Raw genomic sequence first — 20417 nt, forward strand, 5'->3', positions numbered from 1 at the left:
GCATCATCACCACCTCCCTACACGTCGGCCTGAAAGTCCCCGATGTCTGGGGTCAAAGCGGTCAGCCGCCATATCGGCAAGATCCTCGCCGTCCCACCCGGGCGGCACCCTCCCTCTATCGGTGTCGGGATAGGCGGCCCGGTAGGTTGTTGCCCTGGTGTGCCGGGAAGTCTGGTCGGCGTCAGGATGACCATGCCGATCGACGGGAACCTCGATGTACCTGTTGCTGATCTTCGCGGCGGTGCTGCTGCTGGCGGTGCTGCTGTCCGCGCTCGCCCACCGGACGGTGCTGTCCACGGCGGTGCTGTTCCTGGTCGCGGGCTTCCTCGTCGGTGACGGCGTGTTCGGCCTCGTCCATGTCACCGCGCAGTCGCCGGTAGTGGCGTCCCTGGCCGAACTGGCCCTGTTCGCGGTGCTGTTCACCGACGGCATGCGGGTCGGTTGGACCGACCTGCGCGCGGCGTGGCGGCTCCCCGGCCGCGCGCTCGGCTGGGGCCTGCCACTCACCTTGCTGGTCACCGCTCTACTCGCGCACTACATCGCCGGCCTGGACTGGCCCGAATCGCTACTGGTCGGCGCGATCCTCGCGCCGACCGATCCGGTCTTCGCCGCCGCACTGGTCGGCAACGAGCGGGTGCCCGGGCGGTTGCGACACCTGCTCAACGTCGAATCCGGCGTCAACGACGGACTCGCGCTGCCGTTCGTGGTGGTCCTGCTCGCCATCGCCGCGAACGAGGACGACCTGCATCTGACGACGCTCGGCACCGAACTGCTGCTGGGCATCGCCATCGGCATCGCGGTGCCATGGATCGCGATCCGGCTGGAACGCACCCGCTGGTTCGCCGTCTCCCCGCAGTACCTGCCCCTCAACGCCGTCGCCATCGGCCTGCTCGTCCTCGCCCTGGGCCAGGCCACCCACGCCAACCTCTTCCTCGCCGCGTTCGCCGCCGGCATCACCGTGGCCACGATCGGCCACCAACAACGAGAGGCGTTCGAACACTTCGGCGAATTGGTGGCCGAAATCCTCAAGCTCGCCGCGCTGCTGGTGTTCGGCGCACTGCTCTCCCCGGCGTTCTTCGCGGACATCGCCGGAACCGGCTGGCTGTTCGCGATCCTGGCCCTGGTCGCGGCCCGCCCGGTCGCGCTGTGGATATCGTTCCTCGGCGCGAAACTCGACCTCCGCGAGCAACTGGCCGCCATGTGGTTCGGCCCGAAGGGCTTCGCCTCGGTCGTCTACGGCCTACTCCTGTTAGCCTCCGGGATCGCCGTGGCCGAGGAGGCGTTCGGGCTGGTCGCCCTCACCATCGTGCTGAGCATCCTCCTGCACTCCTCCACCGACGTCATCGTCGCCCGCGGCTTCGGCCCGGATCTGCTGCCGACCTGGCAGCAACGCCTGGAAACGCGCGGCCGCCGGCTACTCAACCGCGGTCAGCCCCAACCGTCCGAATCTGAGCCGGATCCGCCTACCGGCCGGTCCGGCAATGGAACCGCATGAAGTTCCTGACCATTGGTCCCCGGCTCTGTGCACACCAACCCGCCAGCCCAGGCCGGTTCGAACAAGACCGAACTGCCCGACCTGATCGCCCCAGCCGGCCGAGAGCCCTCGGAGCCACGCTGTCTCCGTTGCTAGCTCGCCCCACCACCGGTACATACGGCGAACACGACACCCGCGTCAGGCCACGAGTTGGCCAGCCGCAGCCGGTGTACCAGGTGAACATAGCCAGCCGACAGCCTGAAAGCCGCCCGATCGAGTTGGTACCGCCAATCCGCTGAAGCGCGCTGAGCGTAGCTGACTACGGGTCAGGCCGATGGGTACGGCAGCGGACGGATACGTCGTGACAGGGCTTTCTCTCATACGGCGGCCGGTGCAGCCCATCAGCCGCGTGCGGCTCATGGGCGTCAGAAGCCCAGAGCGGTTCATCGCGGCGCGGTGCTGCGCCTGGCCGCGGTCGGCGTCGGGTCAGCACTGGGTGACGTCGGTGACGCCGAACGGTCGCGTGCCGAGGGCCGGGCTGCGCGGTGACCTGTCTCACGCCTGTCACAACGGTCGCTCGGGCGGTGTCTTGTGGCGGAACCCTCTGGGGATGAAGGAGGCACCAAATGACTGGGAAGACCGGTGTGGTGGTGGTCGGCGGCGGGTACGCGGGCGTGATGGCGGCCAATCGCCTGACGCAGCGCGACGACGTGACCGTGACGCTGATCAATCCGCGCCCGCGTTTCGTCGCGCGGCTTCGCCTGCACCAACTGGTGGGCGGGTCCCACGACGCGGTCGTCGAGTACCGGGAAATCCTGGCCGAGCGGGTCCGGCTGGTGGTCGACACCGTGGCCAGGATCGACGCGGCCGGACGCAACGTGACGCTGGTGAAGGGCGGCACGGTGGGTTACGACTATCTGATCTATGCGGTGGGCAGCGAAAGCACTGATTGGCGTACGCCGGGAGCAGCCGAGTTCGCCTACCCGATCGCCACCTTGGAAGCGGCGCAGCGGTTGCGGTCCGTCCTCGCCGCCGCGCCCGCAACGGCCGCGGTGACGGTGGTCGGCGCCGGTCCGACCGGCATCGAGACCGCCGCCGAGTTGGCGGAAAAGGGTCGTCGGGTCGCCCTGGTCTGCGGCGGAGTACTCGGTCCGTACCTGCACCCGCAGGCGCGACGCACCGCTTCCAAGCGGCTGGCCAAGCTCGGGGTGACCGTACTCGACGGCCCTGACACCAAGGTCACAGCGGTGACGCCCGACACCGTACGGCTCAGCGGCGGTCGCAGGCTGCCGAGCGAGGTGACCATCTGGACCGCCGGGTTCGGCGTGCCGGACCTGGCCGCCCGCAGCGGGCTGAGCACCGACGCCGTGGGGCGGCTACTCACCGACGAAACGTTGACCAGCGTCGATGACGAGCGCGTCGTCGCGGCCGGGGATTCGGCGGCACCGTCGAACCTGCCGTTCCGGATGAGCGCCTATGCCGCGGGTTGTCTGGGCGCGCACGCCGCCGACACGGTGCTCGACCGGATCACGGGCGAGCGACCCGCACCGGTGAGTGTGCTCGCCACCGCCATGTGCGTCAGCCTGGGGCGTCGTGTCGGCATCTACCAGCTGGCCAACAAGGACGACATCGCGATCAGGGTCTACCTCGGCGGCCGCCCGGGCGCGAAGCTCAAGGAGTACTCCTGCGAGGCCAGCGTCAAGCATCTGGCGGTCGAGGCACGCAAGCCTGGTTCACACAGCTGGCTAAAGAACAACAAGCGGCAGCAGATGCTGCAGGCCAACCGTGGCCAGGCCCGGACCACTGCTGAACGGGCAGTCTAGCGATACATGAGCAGTTCGGTCGATCGTCAATGAACCCGGGATAGCACGTCGTGCAGCGGCCTGATCGCGGCGCCGCTGCACGCGTGCGCCCCCGCAGCGGCTCCGAAAGCGATGGATCGCCGGCAGCTTGGCGTGTCACAGCCGTACGCCGACCGGTGTCCCACGCTCCATCACCGCAATGCGGGTCGGTCGGATCGAACGACTACCACCGAGAGAGGACCGTGCTGGATTCACCCCCTCGCAGGACATCCGGCAACGGGCCAGCCGGGAAGGGAGAGAGCCGAGACATGGGCGACCACGCCATCGACCCGGCGACCGAGACGTTCGTCGCCCACCGCAACCTACTGTTCACCGTCGCCTACGAGATGCTCGGATCGGCGGCCGACGCCGAAGACGTCCTCCAGGAAGCCTGGCTGCGCTGGGTCAAGGTCGACCTGGGACGAGTACGGGACCAGCGCGCCTACCTGGTCCGCATCACGACCCGGCAAGCACTCAACCGGCTGCGCACGATGAAGCGCCGCAAAGAAGCCTACGTCGGTCCCTGGCTGCCTGAACCACTGCTCACCGCGCCGGAGATCGCCGAGGACACCGAACTCGCCGAGAGCATGTCGATGGCGCTCATGCTCGTCCTGGAGACGCTGTCACCGACCGAACGCGCCGTCTTCGTGCTACGCGAAGCCTTCGATATCAGCTACACCGAAATCGCCGCCGCCGTCGGCAAGAGCCCCGCCGCCGTCCGCCAGATCGCCCACCGCGCCCGCCAGCACGTCGACGCCCGCCGCCCCCGCCAGGTGGTCTCCCCGAACGAAACCCGAACGGCTCTGGAATCGCTGCAACGCGCGCTCGAAACCGGGGACCCACAGGTCCTCCTTGACGTGCTCGCGCCCGACGTGGTCCTGGTCGCCGACGGCGGCGGCGTCAAACACGCCGCGCTGCGGCCAGTCACCGGCGCCGAGAAGATAGCTCGCTTCTTCGTCAGCGGCCTCGGCAAGCTCGAAGCCACCCTCACCAGCAACACCACCCTGGTCAACGGCAACTCCGCACTCGTCCTCCGCCTCGACGGCGAAATCGACGGCATCCTAGCGGTCCGCGTCGAGAACGCCCGGGTCACCGGCCTCTACTACGTCCGCAACCCGGCAAAACTGACCCGAGTCACATCCGAAATCCCGCTCACCCTGCGATGAACCCCAGACGCGAAGACAGCACCGTCACCACCGACTTCCCCGAGTACCCGCACACGGCTCGTCAACCGGTGACAGCCCTCGCACCGGTCGACTGCATCGGGGCCCGGGGCCCCGGGCGCCGATGCAGCGAGCACTACTGCTCGATGTCCGAGAACAGGCCCTCGAAGGTCACCTGCGTGCCCTGGAGGCCGCCGAAGACAGCGCCGGCTGCGGGGGTGGCGACCGCCGCGGAGGCGTCCTCGTAGCTGTCGAAGTACAGGTCGAGGGTCCGGTACGCGGGCGTGGGCGTGCCGTCCTCCTTCGGCCACACCTTGGCCGACTCCACCCGCTGAAGCTTCGGGAACGTCATCGCGGCGGCCAGCACCTCGGCGTAGGCCTTCTCGAACTCGTCCGGGTTCGCGGGGTTGTCGACGATCAGCGTGATCTTGGTAGGCATGATGTTCTCCTTGCTCGACGTTGCGTAACGAACGTTCTGTCTACGGCAACACTAGACGGCAGCGATTCCCGTGAGCGCTGACAAGATCATCGAGCCGTCGGCACCACGACAGTGGTCTTCTACCGGCACGTCCGCACCAAGGACGACCTCATCGTGGCGTACCTGAAGCAGCCGCGCTGCCGGCGAGCGGAAGGGCGTCAGCGCGGCCCTCACCGCCGGCGGGGGCGGTGTCGACAAGACCCTGCAGCTCTCGCCGAAGCGATCGGAGCGGTGGGCGTGCAGTCCCGGCTTCCGCGGGTGCCCGTTCGTCACACCGCCGCCGAGTAGGCCGAGCCCGCCGGTCCCGTGCGCCGTGCAGGCGGCTCGGCCGGCGTGCTGACGTCCGTCCGGGAGACACTCGTCGACACGCACCGAGCCTGGCACCCGAAGACGTACGAGGAGCTGATCGAGCCGCTCGACCTGACCGACCGGGCCGCCGTCGCGGAGGCGCTGCTGGTGCTCCGCGTTGGCGCCATGGTCGCCGGCTACCTCGGTGACCCGCGGGACCGGCCGGCTCGTACCTGCGGGGAAGCCAGGCGGTGATTCGCTCCGCACGTCGCCGACCGGCCACCGGGTTCACTCCTCGTCCCGACCGTGAACAGCGACGGGACGAGGAGACCACAGCTCACGTCAGCGACCGTACGCTTCGAGCAGGCGGAGCCAGACTTCGCTGACGGTGGGGTAGGCGGGTACGGCGTGCCAGAGCCGGTCGAGGGGGACTTCGCCGACGACGGCGATGGTGGCGGCGTGCAGCAGTTCGGCGACGTCGGGGCCGGCGAGGGTGAAACCGACGATCACTTTGCGGTCTTCGTCGACGACCATCCGGGCGTGGCCCTGGTAGCCCTCGGCGTGCAACGCCGAGCCGGCCACCGCGGCCAGGTCGTAGTCCAGGACCCGGATCCGCAGCCCGGCCGCCTCGGCAGTGGCCGCGGTCAGCCCGACCGAGGCGATCTCCGGCTCGGTGAACACCACCTGCGGCACCGCCCGCTCATCAGCCGTGGCGGCGTGCCGCCCCCACCGGTCGTCCTCGACGTTCTCACCCTTGGCCCGGGCCACGATGACATCACCTACCGCGCGGGCCTGGTATTTGCCCTGGTGAGTGAGCAGCACCCGCCGGTTCACATCACCCGCGGCATACAACCAGCCACCACCGGCCAGCGCCCCGCCTTCGTCAACGACCCGCAACGTGTCATCGACCGGCAACCAGCCACCGGGCTTGAAACCGATCCGGTCCAGGCCGATGTCCTGGGTGTTCGGGGTACGACCGATCGCCACCAACAGCTCATCGGCCTCCACCTGCCCACCATCAGCCAGGGTCAGGTGCACGGTGCCGTCGCTGTCGCGGCTCACCGCCACCGCCTCAGCACCCACCCGCACCGATACCCCCGCCTCCTGCAGCGACTCGGTGACGAGTTCACCGGCGAACGGCTCAGCCAGCGGCAGCACTCCATCCCGGGCCAGCACGGTCACCACCGAACCGAGGCTCGCGTACGCGGTGGCCATCTCGGTGGCCACCACGCCCCCACCGATCACCGCAAGCCGGCTCGGCACCTCGGTCGCCGCGGCCGCCTCCCGGCTCGTCCACGGCTTCGATTCAGCCAGGCCGGTGATGTCCGGGAGTAGCGCACCACTACCGGTCGCCACGACCACCGCGTGCCGGGCCGTCAGCGTGGTGATGGCACCGTCAGCACCGGCGACCTCGACGACCCGTTCCGAGCTGATCCGGCCCTGGCCACGGAACAAGGCGATCCCCGCCGAGTCCAGCCAGGACACCTGGCCGTCGTCCTTCCAGTCCGAGGCGAACGCGTCGCGGCGGCGCAGCACCGCTGCCTTATCCAGGTCACCGGTCACGGCCTCACGGGCACCAGGCAGCCGGCGCGCTGCCCGCAACGCCGATGCGCTGCGCAGCAACGCCTTGGTCGGCATGCACGCCCAGTACGAGCATTCCCCACCGACCAGTTCGCGTTCCACGACGGCGGCGGTCAGACCGCCCTGTACCACCCGATCGGCGACGTTCTCCCCCACCGGCCCCGCACCGAGCACGATCACATCAAACGTCGCGGCACTCATGTCAGTTTCCCTTCGCCGCGCGGCCCAGCCGGACAGCCGAGACGAGGAAGAAGATCGCACCCGGAATCGCGTAACCGACCGCGTTGGTCAACGCCGGGTCCGCCGCCGAGGCGGCCGCGAAGAACGAGCCACCGGCCAGCACAGACAGGCCACCACTGAAGATCATCGGCCACTGGCCGCCCATCCTGCGGCGCCTGACCGCCACGATCAGCTGGATCAGACCGGCGACCACCGCCCACGCGCCCCACACCCGCAGCACGGCCGGGATGCCGGAGGCGGCGGCGACGGCCAGACCGATGGCAGCGAGCGAGCTGACCGCGATGTTGAGGTAGAGCAGGGCCGGCGAGTCCGTGCTGCGCGACGCCCGGGCATCGACCACAGCGGCCGCCACGTCGAACAGCGGGTACAACACGAACAACGTGCCCACCACCGGGTTGAGCTCATCCGTGATCGCGAACATCACCCCAGCCCAGACGATCGCGAACACGAAACGCACGAAATACAGCCGCCGCAGAGCAGCCGCCGTCGACGAGATACCGGGCGCGGCAACGGTGATCATGATCATCCCTTCGTCGGTTCCTGAGGCCACCGCAACCAGCGTCAGCCGCGGAACCGGAACACCACTCCTGAAGAACGAACGTTCTGTCGCATCCAACGATGACACCCGCGATCCGCTCTGTCAAGACGGAACGTTCTGTCCGCTACGGTGAGCGGTACGGGTCGCAGCGAGACGGAAGGGTGGCCGTCCGAAGCGAAGTTCCGGCTGTCAACACGGCGACGAGGGCCTTCGGGCCAGGAGAGCAAGACCGGCTGGGTCGACCGGTACCGCTACGCGCTCGGCGATCGGTCCGAGGCCCGCCAGGCGGGCGGTCGTCTCCCCCGTGACCCTAAATACCTTAGGTTTCTAGCTTCATGGCGTAGGATGTGGGCATGGGACGAGCGAACCTGACCCCGGCGGTCGTCATCGCTGCGGCGGCGGAGCTGGCGGACCGGGATGGGTTCGACACGATCACCCTGTCGGCGCTGGCCCGCCGGTTCGGGGTGCAGACCGCGAGCCTCTACTCCCATGTCCGCGACCGGTCCGCCCTGCTCGACGGCGTGCACGAGCTGGCACTCGGCGAACTCGCCGACCGGATAGCGATGGCCATCGGCGGCCGCTCGGGACGAGACGCCCTGATCGCTCTCGCCGACGCGCATCGCGACTATGCCCGCCGGTTCCCCGGCCGCTGGACCGCTCTGCAACGCCCGGCGGCGGCATCGACCGTCGACTCCGACGCGGCCGGCCACCTTGTCCGGCTCACCCTGGCGATGCTCCGGGGCTACCAGCTGCCGGAGACCGAGCTCGTGCATGCCACCCGACTGCTCGGCGCGACCATCAACGGCTTCCTGGCGCTCGAGGCGAACGGCGGCTTCGGGCACCGCGAGCCCTCGCCGGAGGTCTCCTGGCGGCGGGCTCTGGACGCGCTCGACACCGTCTTCCGCGACTGGTCGACCGAAGGGAATTCCTGATGCAGGTCCTCGCCGAACTTCTTCGCGGCGTCGCCGAGGTCGAGGTCACCCCGCGCGGCCTCCGGCCGCACCGGCTGCCCGCCTGGGTACGGGAGCAGTTCCCGGACGGGCAGCTTCTCTCGATGGAGAGTCAGCCGTCCGGCGTACGCATCGTGTTCCGAACGGCGGCGAACTCGGTCACCCTGGTGACCCACCCCACCTGGATCGCGTACGCGGGCGCCGAGCGACCACGGGGGCGCATCGACGTCTACGTCGACGGTGAGCTCGCCGTCCGGGACACACTCGACGGCGGCGACCGGATCGAGGTCGACCTCACCAGTGGCCGGACCGCCTTGCACCTCGGGGAGGCGCACACGACCGCGGTTTCCGGTCTGCCCGACGGCCGTCACCGGATCGAGATCTGGCTGCCGCACAACGAGAGCATCGAACTGATCAACCTGTGGGCCGACGCCCCGATCGAGCCGGACGACGCCGGCCTGCCGCTGTGGGTGCATCACGGCAGCTCGATCAGCCACGGCTCGAACGCAGTCGCGCCCAGCGAGATCTGGCCGGCCGTCGCCGCCCGCCGCGCCGGTGTCGAGCTGCGCAATCTCGGCCTGGGCGGCAGCGCGCTGGTCGATCCGTTCCTGGCCCGCGTGATCCGCGACGCCCCGGCCGACTACATCAGCATCAAGCTCGGCATCAACGTCGTGAACCTCGACGCGATGCGGCTACGGACCTTCGTCCCCGCCGTCCACGGCTTCCTCGACACGATCCGCGACGGCCACCCCGACGTACCGCTGCTGCTGATCTCGCCGCTGTTCTGCGGGATCCACGAGAACAGCCCGGGCCCGGGCGCGATCGACCCGGCCTCGATCGGCAGCGACCAGGTGCGTTTCATCGCGACCGGAACACCCGAGGACGTCACGCTGGGGCGCCTGACGCTCCAGGTGATCCGGCGCGAGCTGCGCTCACTGGCCGACCGTCGCACGGCCGACAAGAACCTGCACTACCTGGACGGCACTTTCCTGTACGGCTCAACCGACGCTGCGGAGCTCCCGCTATCCGACGGCTTGCACCCGAGCCCCGCCGCCCACCAGCGGATCGGCGCCCGGTTCGCCGAGTACGCCTTCACCGACGCCGGCCCGTTCCGCCCGATGAACGAACCCGCGCCGGAACCAACCCGCCCGCAGGAGCAAGGCCATCGCGTCAACGGAAAGGGATCGGTGTGACCTCCCGCAGGCATCCTACCGCCAGGCCTGACCGAGCCCGGGGCCTCGTCGGGGGCGGTCAGGCAGTGTCGCGCGGGGTGTAGAGCATGACCCAGTGGTCTCGTTCGGGATCGTGCAGGACTTCGGTGTCGAAGGTCAGCCATCCGCGGCTCGGGTGGCGCAGGCGCTTGACGGCCGACCGCCACGCACCGACGGCGCCCTGCTCCCAGAGATCGCGAAAGGCGGCGTTCTCCTCCCAGAGCTCGGCCCGCAGCGACTGGAGGTACTCGTCATCGGGATACCGGCTGAGCGCCGACCGCAACTCCGCGGTCGACACCCGCGCCAGTTCCTCAGCACCGTCCTCGCCGAGCACCTCAGTGACCGCCGCAGCGGTGAAGCACTGATAGACGATGTTGCGCCGGAACCGCCCGGTAGCCGATAGCTGCCCGAAAAGCTCGGCTGCGGCGGCGTTGCAGGCCAGCACGTCGAGACGTCCGTCGTGGATGCTGACCGGCATGGTGGCGTCGAGGGTGCGGAGCAGACGGAGGAAACCCGGCCGGATCTCGGCATCCGGCGACTCCGGCTCGGGAGGCAGCTCGCCGGCCAGCCGGAACAAGTGATCTCGCTCAGCGGCAGCGAACTCGAACGCGCGCGCCAGCGCCGTGAGGACCTCACGTGACGGACGCTGGGCGCGGCCCTGTTCCAGACGCGTGTAGTACTCGACGGAGATCCCGGCACGATCGGAGAGCTCCTGCCGCCTCAACCCCGGAACCTGCCGTCGCGACGTCCGCGCACCGCTGGTGGACTCTAGCGGTGACACGGCCGCTCGCCCACGACGCAGGAAGCGGCCCAGTTCCGCCGAATCAGCACCGTTCATCCGGGCAATGATGCCCCCACCGTACGTGGGTCCCGCGGTGACCGTCGCGGGCATGGCCCTCCTGGTACCAGGCGTGACGCGGTCTCCCCCGATCGGCGGTGGACCGCATACCCTCGACCAGGTGCAGAACAGGACGCTACCCGGCAAATCCGGGCATTTCTCACCACTCGGGAACGGCAAATGCCTGATATGAAGCAGACGCCCGCAGCTGGATCCGCACTGCGGATCGCCCAGCATTTCATCACCGCCGTCGAGGCGAAGGACCTGGACGCCGTCGCGGAAGCCCTGGCGCCCGACGCCCAGCAGCTCTTCATGCACACCAAGAGGACCAGGTACGGCGATGGCGCCGCCGCCATCGTCACCGGCGAGAACCGGAGAGCGGTCTGCGTCGCCTATCTCAAGGGCCGGCACGAGGTCCTCGCGTACACCGAAGGCTTGATGGGCAAATTCGACCCGCTGCGCTGGAGCGACACCGAATGGTCGGTGTCCCCGGACGGATCTCAGGTGTTCTTTCGCGGAAAGGGGAACATGGTCGTCGCGCGCACCGGCAAGCCGTACCGCAACCATTACGTCACCATCTTCGACATCAACGACGGCAGGATCGTGCGAATGGCCGAATACGCGGACGCGTTCGCGTACGCCGGCCTCCGGATTCGACCGAACGGCGCGGAACTCCGGTCGTTCCTCCGCGCCGCCGGCCGTCTCCTTTCGTTCACCCGACCGCCTCGACCAAGGGTCAGGCCGCGTTGATGTTTGCGGACACGTCGCCGACCCCGGCGCGCTCGACGGCGGTCAGCTCGAGCGCGGCACCGACGATCAATGCGGGGAGTTACTCGACGGTGCGGGCGCTGCCGATCCGGGCGACCACGACCGGCCGCCCGAGCGGCCCTCGGCGAGTTTGACCGCTTCCACGAGCGCAGACTGGTAGACCGAACGTTCTATTCGCTAGAATAGTCGCATGACGCGCAGCGAAACCGAAACCCGGCCCTCCGAGGCGCGGCTCCGACTGCTCAACACCGCAATCCGGATCTTCTACGCGGAGGGCATCCACGCGGTCGGTGTCGACCGGATCATCGCCGAGGCGAAGGTCACCCGGGCCACCTTCTACCGGCACTTCCCCAGCAAGGAGGACCTCGTGCTCAGCTACCTGCGCGAGGTCCACCAGATGGATCGCAGCGCGGTCGACGCGGCGATCGCCGCCAACCCGTCGCCGGTCGACGCCCTCGTGGCCGTGGCGAACTCCATCGCCCAGGGCATCCAGTCTCCCGGATTCCGCGGATGTGCCTTCCTGAACGCCGCCGCGGAGTACCCGGACTCCGGTCATCCGGTGCACCAGCAGATCATCGCCCACCGGCAATGGTTCCTGGACCGTCTCACGATGTTGATGGCGCAGGTCGCGGAGGACTCGTCGGATGCCGCCGCGCGCCACTTCGTCATGCTGCGCGACGGCGCCATGGCGGCCGGTTGCCTGTTCGACCCGGCACTGGTGTCCGAGACCTTCCTCCGCGGGATCGAAGGACTGGTCCGGATCCACGGCCAGCGCCAGCCGACCGATTCCGCGGGCTAGCTGCGATGCGCACCCGAACTCGACACACGAGCCTGACCTCGAAAGCTCGCTGAATGGCGTAGCAAGGGCCATCGGCCCGTCCCACGCTCCGTGCAGGCCATCCGCGTCCTTCACACCGCCGAAGACACCCGCCACCCACGACGAAGATGGCTCAGTAGTGGCGCTGGTGGACCGCGGCGGGGTTGAGGCCCAGGCCTCGTTGGGATGGATGAACCGGAACCCCCTCTCGCCGCGGAGCCGACCTGCCAGCTCGCGACGGTGCCCGCCGCACGGGCCGTGCACCCTGACGCCCGGCGACACCACGGCGCCGCGCCGGTCGCCAATTCCGTCGGCTACATAGCTATCCTCGCGAAGTCATGTCTACTCCCCCGCCCCCGCCTGACGGGCAGCCGACCGGCTCGAAGCTGGAGCGGCGTGTCATCACCGCCGCGCAGGCCGCGTTGGCCCGCCATCGGTATGTTTCGCCGCTCACCCTGCTCAGCGCGCTCGGTTGGCTTCCGGGCAACATGGTGGACCGATGGCGACAGGGCCGTGTTCCGGAGTTGGAGCGGAGTGCGGCAGTGCCGCCGTCACGGCTGCTGGAGGCGCTGGAGATCCTCGGTCGTTGGGCCCGAGACGAGGGACTGCAGCCGGACGAGGTCGCCTACCTCGCCGCGACCCGCGACCGCCACCCGCTGCGCTTCACCACCGACGGCGATCCCGACATCGAGCGGGCATATCGGACACACTGGGCCTCGAACACGCTCTCCGAAACCGCCCGGGCGCGGCTGGTACAGCGGCAGAGCACGCCGCCCGACCTGGTGGTGCACTCGGCGGTCACCACGTGGACCTGCGCCGAGTGCGGAGAGACCGGAGAACTACTCGTCTCCGAGGACGCGCAGACCCTCTGCCTGACCTGTACGGACCTGGATCATCTGGTCTTCCTGCCCGCCGGGGACGCGGCGATGACCCGACGAGCGAAGAAGGCCAGCACCCTGTCCGCCGTGGTGTTGCGCTTCAACCGGACCCGGAAACGGTACGACCGGCTGGGATTGTTGGTGGAACCGGCCGGGCTGGACAGCGCCGAACGGCAGTGCCTGGGTGACGAGGCCGCGCGGCTACGCCGCCGCGAGCGAGACCGCGAACGCCGGGCAGATCAGGACGTGGCGTTGACGGCCCGGATGGCCGAGGAGATCCTTCGACTCTTCCCAGGCTGTCCAGCGTCCCGAGCCGAGGCGATCGCCGGGCACACCGGGCTGCGTGGCAGTGGCCGGGTCGGGCGGTCCGCGGCTGGCCGCGCCGTAGACCAGGACGCGATGACCCGCGCGGTCATCGCCTCGATCCGGCACGAGGACACCGAGTACGACCAACTGCTGATGGCCGGCATCCCGCGCGCCGACGCACGGGAGCGGATCCGCACCGACATCGACCGCGTCCTTACCGCCTGGCGCACCAACGCCTGATGACCGCCGGCTGTGCCCGATGCCGCAGCTACCGCCCGCGACGGTCAACTCGGAACGTGCACGTTTCCCGCCCGGTACTGGCTGTTGGTGCTACTTCTTGTATTTCCCCGGGTCGACGCCTATGAGGGTGACGAGCTGACGTGTGGCTTGATCGAAATTGCAGGCTGTCATTGAACCTTTTTCAACCTGAACCGCGCGGCGGTGCTTCGGAGGTGGGTGTTGATCAGGCGGCGGGATCTCGTTGACTGTCATCTGAGATCGATAGGCTGTGCCGGCTGACGGCGCTGCCACCGCCGTGACGCCGACAACAACGGCGGCTGAGACAGGTCCCGGGACAGGTCACCGGTACCGCGAGCCGACCGATCCGGACGGAGCGCGGCATGGCTGGCCGGCCTTCCTCCGACCGCCTGGAATCCTGAGCCCATGGGTCAGGTCGAAATACGAACGCCGGACCGGATCCTCTCCGTCCGGCGCCTGTCGATCTCGCTGGCCGCCGGCGCCGTCGTCGCCGTGGCTGTCGCGGTGCTCGGGTTCCCCGAACTGTTTCCGCTGGTCGGTTGGAACGTGGCCGCCACCGTCGTGCTGGTCTGGGTCTGGCGGATCAGTTGGCATCAGGGGCCGGAGGGCACCGAGCGGCTCGCCGAGGAGGAGAGCCGGTCACGCTCCACCGACGGCGGGGTGCTGATCGCCGCAGTGGCCAGCCTCGGCGCCGTGGCCTGGGCCCTCGTTCACTCGTCAAGCAACCGGGACGCGCTCGCGGTCACCCTGGTCATCGTGAGTGTGCTCACGGCGATCCTGTCCTGGGGATTGATGAACACCGTATTCGCCCTCAAGTACGCACGCATGTTCTACCTTGAGGACGGCGGGATCGACTTCAAGCAGAGCGAGCTACCGGCCTACAGCGACTTCGCCTACCTGGCGTTCACCGTCGGCATGTCTTTCGCCGTGTCGGAGAGCGAACCGGCCAGTACGCGGATCCGGAAGACCGCCCTCGGCCACGCGCTGCTGTCCTACCTGTTCGGCACGGTCATCCTCGCCGCAGCCGTGAACCTGGTGACCGGCCTGGGCGGATCCTGATCAACTGGGCTTCATACCGCAAGACCCGGCGGCACGGTCGGTGCACGGAGGCGCGGCCGTTGGTGATATGTGCCCCGTCCCCCGCCGCTCGGTGTCAAGCTGATGCGGTACCACGGAGTGAGGAGCCGCGAAGGATGGGGACCAGGACCGCAGCGGACGGGATCCCTTGCGCGCAGCGTTGATCGTGCTGACCGCGGTCGGCGCGGCCGTGGTGGTGGACCTGTTGACCGGCGTGCTGGTCCGCCGGTTCGCCCGTGGCCGCTACCAGTGGCTGCTGACCCCACTGCGCCAGGCCTGCCGCCGCCCGACCACGGTGGTGCTGCTGCTCGCGGCGCTGTACTTCGCGCTGCCACCGGATGGGAACGAGTGGGTCCGCGTTGTCCGCCATGTCATCCTGCTGCTGCTGATCGCTAGCGCCGGGTGGCTGGTGGTCAAGGCGCTGCACGTTGCCGAGGGCGTCGCGTTCAGCCGGCTGCCGGGCGAGACGGTCGTCGACCGCAGGATCCGCCGTGCCCGTACCCAGATCCGCCCGGTACGCCGGCTGACGTCGGCTGTCGTCATAGTGGTGGCGGTCGGTCTGATCCTGGTCACCTTCCGGCCCGTACGCTCGTTCGGGCTCACCTTCTTGACCTCGGCCGGCGTGATCGGCGCGGTGATCGGCCTGTCCGCCCGGACCGCGCTCGGCAACGCATTCGCCGGCATCCAGGTCGCCTTCGCGGACAGTCTGCATGTCGACGACGTGCTGGTGATAGACGGCGAATGGGGACGGGTCGAGGAGGTGAAGCTGACCAACGTGGTGATCCGGCTCTGGGACGACCGGATGCTCGTCCTGCCCACCACCTACTTCACCGAACACACCTTCCAGAACTGGACGCGGAACGAGACACGGGTGGTCGGCGAGATCCGCATCCACCTGGATCACACCGCCGACCTGGACGACCTCCGACAGGTGACCAGACGGCTTGTCGAGTCGTCGCCGCTGTGGGACCAGCACCAGTGGGTGTTGCAGATGGTCGACGCCACCCCGCAGACCGTGGTCATCCAGGTCCAGGCCTCCGCCGCAGACGGGCCGAGCGCCTGGGATCTCCGCTGCGACCTGCGCGAGGGACTGATCCATTACCTGCGGAACACCCATCCGCAATGGCTGCCCCGCACCCGTGGCGAGTACCAGCCCTGAGGTCCGGCCGGCCGGCTATTGCGCTCGCTCGCTGCCTCAAGACGTTTGCGAGTCCCCGGCCGCTCGCTGCCGAATGGTAGCGCCAAACACGGCGGCGCCTGGCGGTCGTCGCGACCACCGACGAGTTCCTCCAGTGAGTGTCTGAGACGGGGCTATGGGACTCGCTGGCGGGTAGCTGCGGCGTTGTTGGTGCCGTGATGACCGCGACATGAGGCGGCGCCGGTGCGGGCTGTGATGGTGACGGCACTCGCGGCCGCCGCATGCGCCCTCGACGCCGCTGTCCACGCCTGGGACATCGCCGTGGTGACCGGCCAGCCGACACCGCTGACCGTCGCACTGGCCGAACGCTGAACGGTACCCCTCCCGGTCAGCGCCGGCAACGAGTCCTGCCCGACCCGCTCCACGCGGGAGCGGGAGCGGGACTCGTGGCCGGCGGAAGGCGAGCGCGTCAGTTCTGGATGGAGAACGTCGCGACGACACCGTTGTGGTCGGACTTGGTGCCGCCGACGATGTCATAGCCGGTCATCCACATGAGCTGGTACTCCGGCAGCCGCTTCCAGAAGTAGACGTAGTCGATGTGCCGGTTGCCGTGCGTCCCGGTGCCCTTCTCGCCGTAGAGGTTGTAGCTGGAGCGCAGGTTCGGCAGCTCGTTGGCCTCGAAGACCTGCCACGGGAACTTCGCGTACCCGTAGCTCCGGTCGGCGCTGAAGTCGACATTGAGGTCACCGCTGACGATGACCTGGCCCTCGCCCTGCTTGTCGACCGCCAGGTCCCTGAGGCCCTGGAACTGCGCCTCGGCACACCTGGTGCGCGGCAGGTCCTCCGGCCGGCCGGCGGTTTCGATGCTGGCCACCGCGTGGGCGTTGATCTGGGTCACGGTGCGGCCACTGGCCTTGTGCCGGTACTTGACCCAGTTGTTGTACCGCGCGGGCGGCACCTCGCCCGGACCGTTGGTGTCACACACGAAAATCGAGCCCTTATCGAGTACGTCGAACATGCTCTTCTTGGCGATCAGCGCCTCGCCAGCCTGGTTGGTCCCGCCCGGCGCGTACAACCACCAGCCGTTGTCGGCGGCCCAGCTCTCCAGGAAAGCCTTGCGGTTGCCGACCTCGTTGAGACCGACGAGGTCCGCCTTGGACGCGATCAGGTTCAGGTCGTGCACGAAGTCGGCCTGGCCCAGTCCGTGGTGGATGTTCAGCGTCGCCGCCTTGAAGGCCACGTTCGCCGCGGCCGCCGGAGTGGCCAGCGGCAGGGCCGCCACCAGCGCGACTGCGCCCGCGAAAGCGCCCAGGGCGCGGAGAGACCAGTGTGTTGTCTTGCGCATCGACGTCCCTTCGCACGAAACCGCCGTCGGTGGCGGCCAGCGCACGCTATCGATTCGAGTCGACGCCACGCCGAACAGCGGGGAACAGAAGATGGACCGGCCCGCGTCGACCGGCGGCCGAGGATGCCGCCCCGCATCAACCGAGGAACGACGGGAGTTGCAGCGCCGCCTCCTTCAAGTTCAACCCGTCGAGGATGGCCTGCCACTCCGCCCGGTACGCCGCGGCGGCGCCGTCGTCGCCGGCCGCCGCGCTGACCCGGTCCAGCCGAGCCAGCACCCGGGCGGCCTGGGGGCGGGCCCCGATCCGCCGGCACAGTCCCAGGGCACGCCGAAGCGACGCCTCCGCGTCCGCCCACCGGCTCTCGGCGGCGGCCAGGTCCCCCATGGAACGCAGCGTTTCGGCGAGCCCGTCGCGGTGCCCGATCGTCTCGTGTCCGGTCAGCGCCCGGTCCAGTCGCCGCGCCGCCTCCGGCAACCTGCCCTCGCGAATGTCGACATCGGCGAGCGCCTGCTCCAGATACGCCGTGCCGAGGTCGTCGCGTAGCCGCACGCTGACCTCCATCGCTTCGGCGAGTGCCTGTCGCGCGCCACCCAGCTCTCCGACGTCGGTCAACGCCAGCCCGTAGTGGTAGCGGTGCAGCGCGTCCCGCAGCGGATGGACGGGGGCACCGCTGATGGTCAGCGCCTCCGCCAGCAGCGGCACGGCCCGGCCGGGGTCGCCCATCTCCCAGTACGCGAAGCCGAGGGTGGCCAGGCTGTCGCGTCGGAGCTGCCCGGGCAGCTCCGGGTCCCGGGCCGTACTCACCGCCCGGGCCAGCCAGTCGAACGCCTCCCCGGACGGCCCGGCGCGCAGCGCCGCCAGGCCGGTGTTGGTGAGCGCACGTACCAGCAGTTGAGGGTCGTCGATCCGGCGGGCCACCGCGAGCTGCTCTGCCGCGATGGCGGGCAGTTCGGCGTACCGGTCCCGGCCGAGGCAGGCGGCGAAGAGTTCGCCGAGCAGTCGGGCCCGGAGCGGATCCGCGCCGGAGGCGGGTACGCAGGACAGAGCGAGGCGCAGCACGTGCTCCAGGTCGTCGTCGTAGGAGCGGAGCCGGAGGAACCCGGACAGCCGCAAGGCGAGCCCGCCGGCCAGGTCCGGCAGGTCGGCCCGGCCCGCCTGGCCGACCGCCGCGACGAGTCCGGCGCGTTCGGTCTCGAACCAGGCGAGCGGGTCGGCACGGAGGGCCCGCTGACCGCTGTTGACCATCGGCCCGGACTCCCGGTTCCGATCCGCCTCTGGAGTGGCGAGCAGCTCGTCGGCCTCGCCGGCCAGGGCGAGCCAGCCGCGCAGCAGCCGCGCCAGTGCCTGCTCCCGGTCGGCCGGCTCGTCATCGACCGTGAGCCGCTCCCGGGCGTACTCGGCGACCAGGTCATGCAGCCGGTACCGCTGCTGCCCCACGGCGTCCCGGCCGAGCGGTTCGACCAGGTGTACGTCGGCGATCTGGTGCAGCAGCGTAAGCGCCCGTCCGTCGGTGGTGTCCAGCAGCGCCTGGGCGGCCCAGCGCGCCGAGTCGGTGGTGCTGAGCAGCCCCAGCCGTCGCACCAGCCGCCGCGCCTCGGCGGGCAGCGCCCGGTAGCTCAACGCGATGCTGGCCCGGACGTCGAGGTCGCCGACGGCCAGTTCGTCCAGCCGGCCCCGTTCCACCGCCAACCGCTGCCGCAGCTCGTCGACGGTCTCCTGGGGCCCTACCGCCAGCCGGGCGGCGGCGATGCAGAGCGCCAGCGGCAGCCCGCCGCAGAGCCGCGAGATCTCGCGCGCCGCTTCCGGTTCGGCGGCGATCCTCGCCTCGCCGACAGCGTCCGTCAACAGCCGTACCGCGTCCTCCGTGGACAGTGCGGGTACCGGGACCCGGGCGGCGCCCAGCATCGCGGCCAGTTGTCGCCGGGAGGTCACTATCGCGCCGCTACCGGCCGATCCCGGCAGCAACGGCCGTAGCTGCGCCTCGTCGGCCGCGTCGTCCAGGACGGCCAGCATCCGGCCCCGGGCCAGGTGGCTGCGGTACAGCGTCACCCGCTCCTCGGGATCGTCCGGGACATCACCGCCCGCGACGCCCAGCGCCCGCAGGAAACGCTCCATGATCCGGTACGGATCTGCCGGCGCGTCGTGGCTGCCCCGCAGGTCGGCGTAGAGTTGCCCGTCCGGGAAGGCCGCGCCCAGCCGGTGACCTGCCGCCAGCGCCAGCGCGCTCTTGCCGACCCCGCCGGGACCGGTCAGGAGCACGACCGGGGCGGAGGTCGGATCCGGGGTGGTCATCCGCCCGAGGATCCGGTCGAGCAGCGACTCCCGGCCGGTCAGCGCCGGCGCCGGCGGAAGCTGCCTCGGCACCGGACGCGTCCGCTGCGTGCCCGCCCCGGCCAGCGGTTCACCGAGCAGGATCCGCTGTTGTGTCGCGCGCAGCGACGGCCCCGGCTCCAGTCCCAGGCCGTCGGCGAACCGCCGGTAGGCGCGGCGGTAGACCGCGAGCGCCTCGGCGCGCCGGCCCAGGCCGGCCAGCGCCGACATCTGCTGGCGGTAGAGCCGCTCCGCGTACGGATTGTCGGCGAGCAGCGGCTCGACCTCGCGCAGCACCGTCTCGTAGTCCGCGAGTCCCAGCACGGCGTCGAGCTTGGCCTCGGCCGCACCGAGCCGCTCGCCGTGCAGGGCGTCGCGGAGTCGCCCGCTGTCCGCTCCGGCGACGTCGGCCAGCGCCGGGCCGCGCCACAGCGCCAGCGCCTGGTCCAGCAACGCCACCGCGGCGGTGTGGTCCCCACCCGAAGCGGCCGCACGTCCCCGGTCGGCAAGGTCGCGGAACTCCGTCAGGTCCAGACGATGTCCACTCAGGCGCAGCAGGTACCCGGTGGGTCGGGTCTCGATCAGGTCCGGGTCCGCGGCCCGGAACCGGCGGCGCAGGCCGCTTATCAGGTTGTGCAGCTGGGCCCGGGCGGAGCCGGGCGGCTGCTGCCACAGCCGGGTGATCAGCACGTCCGCGGGGAGCAGCTTGCCGGCGTCGAGCAACAGGCTGGCCAGCACCAGCCGTTCCCGCCCGCTGCCGCTGGGCAGGAGCCGCCCGTCGTGTCGGACCTCGACGGGCCCCAGGATTCCGAACTGCACGGGCCATTGTTACCGCACCTCGCCCAGATACTCACAACTCGCTAACAAGTGGCGGATCCACACCCGAAAGATCCGTTAGCTTGACGGCGGACGCGGCC

At 69.7% G+C, this 20417-nt stretch carries 19 protein-coding genes; 12 read left to right on the top strand and 7 right to left on the bottom strand.

Annotated elements, in window-relative coordinates:
* The first annotated feature begins 214 nt into the window (after positions 1 to 214).
* The 3 genes from ACQEVC_RS35750 (at position 215) to ACQEVC_RS35760 (ending at position 4481) form a co-directional block, all read left to right on the top strand.
* On the top strand, positions 215 to 1495 hold the full coding sequence (locus ACQEVC_RS35750; RefSeq protein WP_432886892.1) for a cation:proton antiporter domain-containing protein: 1281 nt from the start codon (positions 215 to 217) through the stop codon (positions 1493 to 1495).
* A gap of 623 nt (positions 1496 to 2118) precedes the next feature.
* A complete protein-coding gene (locus ACQEVC_RS35755; RefSeq protein ID WP_432886895.1) occupies positions 2119 to 3297 on the top strand; it encodes an NAD(P)/FAD-dependent oxidoreductase in 1179 nt (392 codons plus the stop codon).
* Positions 3298 to 3584: 287 nt separating this feature from the next.
* Positions 3585 to 4481, top strand: coding sequence for an RNA polymerase sigma-70 factor (locus tag ACQEVC_RS35760; protein WP_432886898.1), 897 nt, complete (start codon positions 3585 to 3587; stop codon positions 4479 to 4481).
* A 133-nt stretch (positions 4482 to 4614) separates the two neighbouring features.
* Here ACQEVC_RS35760 and ACQEVC_RS35765 read toward each other — a convergent pair whose 3' ends face one another.
* Entirely contained in the window at positions 4615 to 4917 is a 303-nt protein-coding gene (locus tag ACQEVC_RS35765; protein ID WP_432886901.1) for a hypothetical protein, read from the bottom strand.
* A gap of 372 nt (positions 4918 to 5289) precedes the next feature.
* Here ACQEVC_RS35765 and ACQEVC_RS35770 point away from each other — a divergent pair, with 372 nt between their 5' ends.
* Positions 5290 to 5499 carry a hypothetical protein gene (locus ACQEVC_RS35770; protein ID WP_432886903.1) on the top strand — a complete coding sequence of 70 codons (210 nt, stop codon included), beginning with the start codon at positions 5290 to 5292 and terminating at the stop codon, positions 5497 to 5499.
* A gap of 87 nt (positions 5500 to 5586) precedes the next feature.
* Here the strand turns inward: ACQEVC_RS35770 and ACQEVC_RS35775 are convergent, their stop codons facing one another.
* Both ACQEVC_RS35775 and ACQEVC_RS35780 read right to left on the bottom strand, forming a co-directional pair.
* Positions 5587 to 7026, bottom strand: a complete 1440-nt coding sequence (locus tag ACQEVC_RS35775) for a dihydrolipoyl dehydrogenase family protein (protein WP_432886906.1) — start codon at positions 7024 to 7026, stop codon at positions 5587 to 5589.
* Position 7027: 1 nt separating this feature from the next.
* Positions 7028 to 7690: a hypothetical protein gene (locus tag ACQEVC_RS35780; protein WP_432886908.1), complete on the bottom strand. Its 663-nt coding sequence runs from the start codon at positions 7688 to 7690 to the stop codon at positions 7028 to 7030.
* A 266-nt stretch (positions 7691 to 7956) separates the two neighbouring features.
* Here ACQEVC_RS35780 and ACQEVC_RS35785 point away from each other — a divergent pair, with 266 nt between their 5' ends.
* Both ACQEVC_RS35785 and ACQEVC_RS35790 read left to right on the top strand, forming a co-directional pair.
* The gene (locus ACQEVC_RS35785; protein ID WP_432886911.1) at positions 7957 to 8535 is read left to right on the top strand and encodes a TetR/AcrR family transcriptional regulator; all 579 of its coding nucleotides are present in this window, start codon (positions 7957 to 7959) and stop codon (positions 8533 to 8535) included.
* The gene (locus ACQEVC_RS35790; protein ID WP_432886914.1) at positions 8535 to 9746 is read left to right on the top strand and encodes a GDSL-type esterase/lipase family protein; all 1212 of its coding nucleotides are present in this window, start codon (positions 8535 to 8537) and stop codon (positions 9744 to 9746) included. Before ACQEVC_RS35785 ends, ACQEVC_RS35790 begins: the two co-directional genes overlap by 1 nt.
* A gap of 58 nt (positions 9747 to 9804) precedes the next feature.
* Here ACQEVC_RS35790 and ACQEVC_RS35795 read toward each other — a convergent pair whose 3' ends face one another.
* Positions 9805 to 10602, bottom strand: a complete 798-nt coding sequence (locus tag ACQEVC_RS35795; protein ID WP_432886917.1) for a helix-turn-helix domain-containing protein — start codon at positions 10600 to 10602, stop codon at positions 9805 to 9807.
* Between the two features lie 180 nt (positions 10603 to 10782).
* On the opposite strand from ACQEVC_RS35795, the gene ACQEVC_RS35800 reads away from it, so the two are divergent.
* The 3 genes from ACQEVC_RS35800 to ACQEVC_RS35810 all read left to right on the top strand — a co-directional run bounded on the left by ACQEVC_RS35800 (position 10783) and on the right by ACQEVC_RS35810 (position 13611).
* Positions 10783 to 11352, top strand: coding sequence for a nuclear transport factor 2 family protein (locus ACQEVC_RS35800; RefSeq protein WP_432886920.1), 570 nt, complete (start codon positions 10783 to 10785; stop codon positions 11350 to 11352).
* A 208-nt stretch (positions 11353 to 11560) separates the two neighbouring features.
* Positions 11561 to 12169: a TetR/AcrR family transcriptional regulator gene (locus ACQEVC_RS35805; protein ID WP_432886923.1), complete on the top strand. Its 609-nt coding sequence runs from the start codon at positions 11561 to 11563 to the stop codon at positions 12167 to 12169.
* Positions 12170 to 12525: 356 nt separating this feature from the next.
* Positions 12526 to 13611, top strand: coding sequence for a DUF2293 domain-containing protein (locus tag ACQEVC_RS35810; RefSeq protein ID WP_432886926.1), 1086 nt, complete (start codon positions 12526 to 12528; stop codon positions 13609 to 13611).
* Positions 13612 to 13701: 90 nt separating this feature from the next.
* On the opposite strand, the gene ACQEVC_RS35815 is transcribed toward ACQEVC_RS35810, so the two are convergent.
* Positions 13702 to 13863, bottom strand: a complete 162-nt coding sequence (locus tag ACQEVC_RS35815) for a hypothetical protein (RefSeq protein ID WP_432886929.1) — start codon at positions 13861 to 13863, stop codon at positions 13702 to 13704.
* A 171-nt stretch (positions 13864 to 14034) separates the two neighbouring features.
* Between ACQEVC_RS35815 and ACQEVC_RS35820 the strand changes: the two genes are divergently transcribed.
* The 3 genes from ACQEVC_RS35820 to ACQEVC_RS35830 all read left to right on the top strand — a co-directional run bounded on the left by ACQEVC_RS35820 (position 14035) and on the right by ACQEVC_RS35830 (position 16216).
* Positions 14035 to 14688 (top strand): DUF1345 domain-containing protein, encoded by a 654-nt coding sequence (locus tag ACQEVC_RS35820; RefSeq protein ID WP_432886932.1) that lies wholly within the window; start codon positions 14035 to 14037, stop codon positions 14686 to 14688.
* A gap of 166 nt (positions 14689 to 14854) precedes the next feature.
* Positions 14855 to 15865: a mechanosensitive ion channel family protein gene (locus ACQEVC_RS35825; protein WP_432886935.1), complete on the top strand. Its 1011-nt coding sequence runs from the start codon at positions 14855 to 14857 to the stop codon at positions 15863 to 15865.
* Positions 15866 to 16087: 222 nt separating this feature from the next.
* Positions 16088 to 16216: a hypothetical protein gene (locus ACQEVC_RS35830; RefSeq protein ID WP_432886938.1), complete on the top strand. Its 129-nt coding sequence runs from the start codon at positions 16088 to 16090 to the stop codon at positions 16214 to 16216.
* Positions 16217 to 16313: 97 nt separating this feature from the next.
* Here ACQEVC_RS35830 and ACQEVC_RS35835 read toward each other — a convergent pair whose 3' ends face one another.
* Entirely contained in the window at positions 16314 to 17189 is an 876-nt protein-coding gene (locus ACQEVC_RS35835; protein ID WP_432886941.1) for an endonuclease/exonuclease/phosphatase family protein, read from the bottom strand.
* Between the two features lie 136 nt (positions 17190 to 17325).
* Positions 17326 to 20319 carry a BTAD domain-containing putative transcriptional regulator gene (locus ACQEVC_RS35840; protein ID WP_432886944.1) on the bottom strand — a complete coding sequence of 998 codons (2994 nt, stop codon included), beginning with the start codon at positions 20317 to 20319 and terminating at the stop codon, positions 17326 to 17328.
* Between the last annotated feature and the right edge of the window lie 98 nt (positions 20320 to 20417).

It is taken from the genome of Plantactinospora sp. CA-294935 (assembly GCF_050936445.1).
Classification (GTDB): Bacteria; Actinomycetota; Actinomycetes; order Mycobacteriales; family Micromonosporaceae; genus Plantactinospora.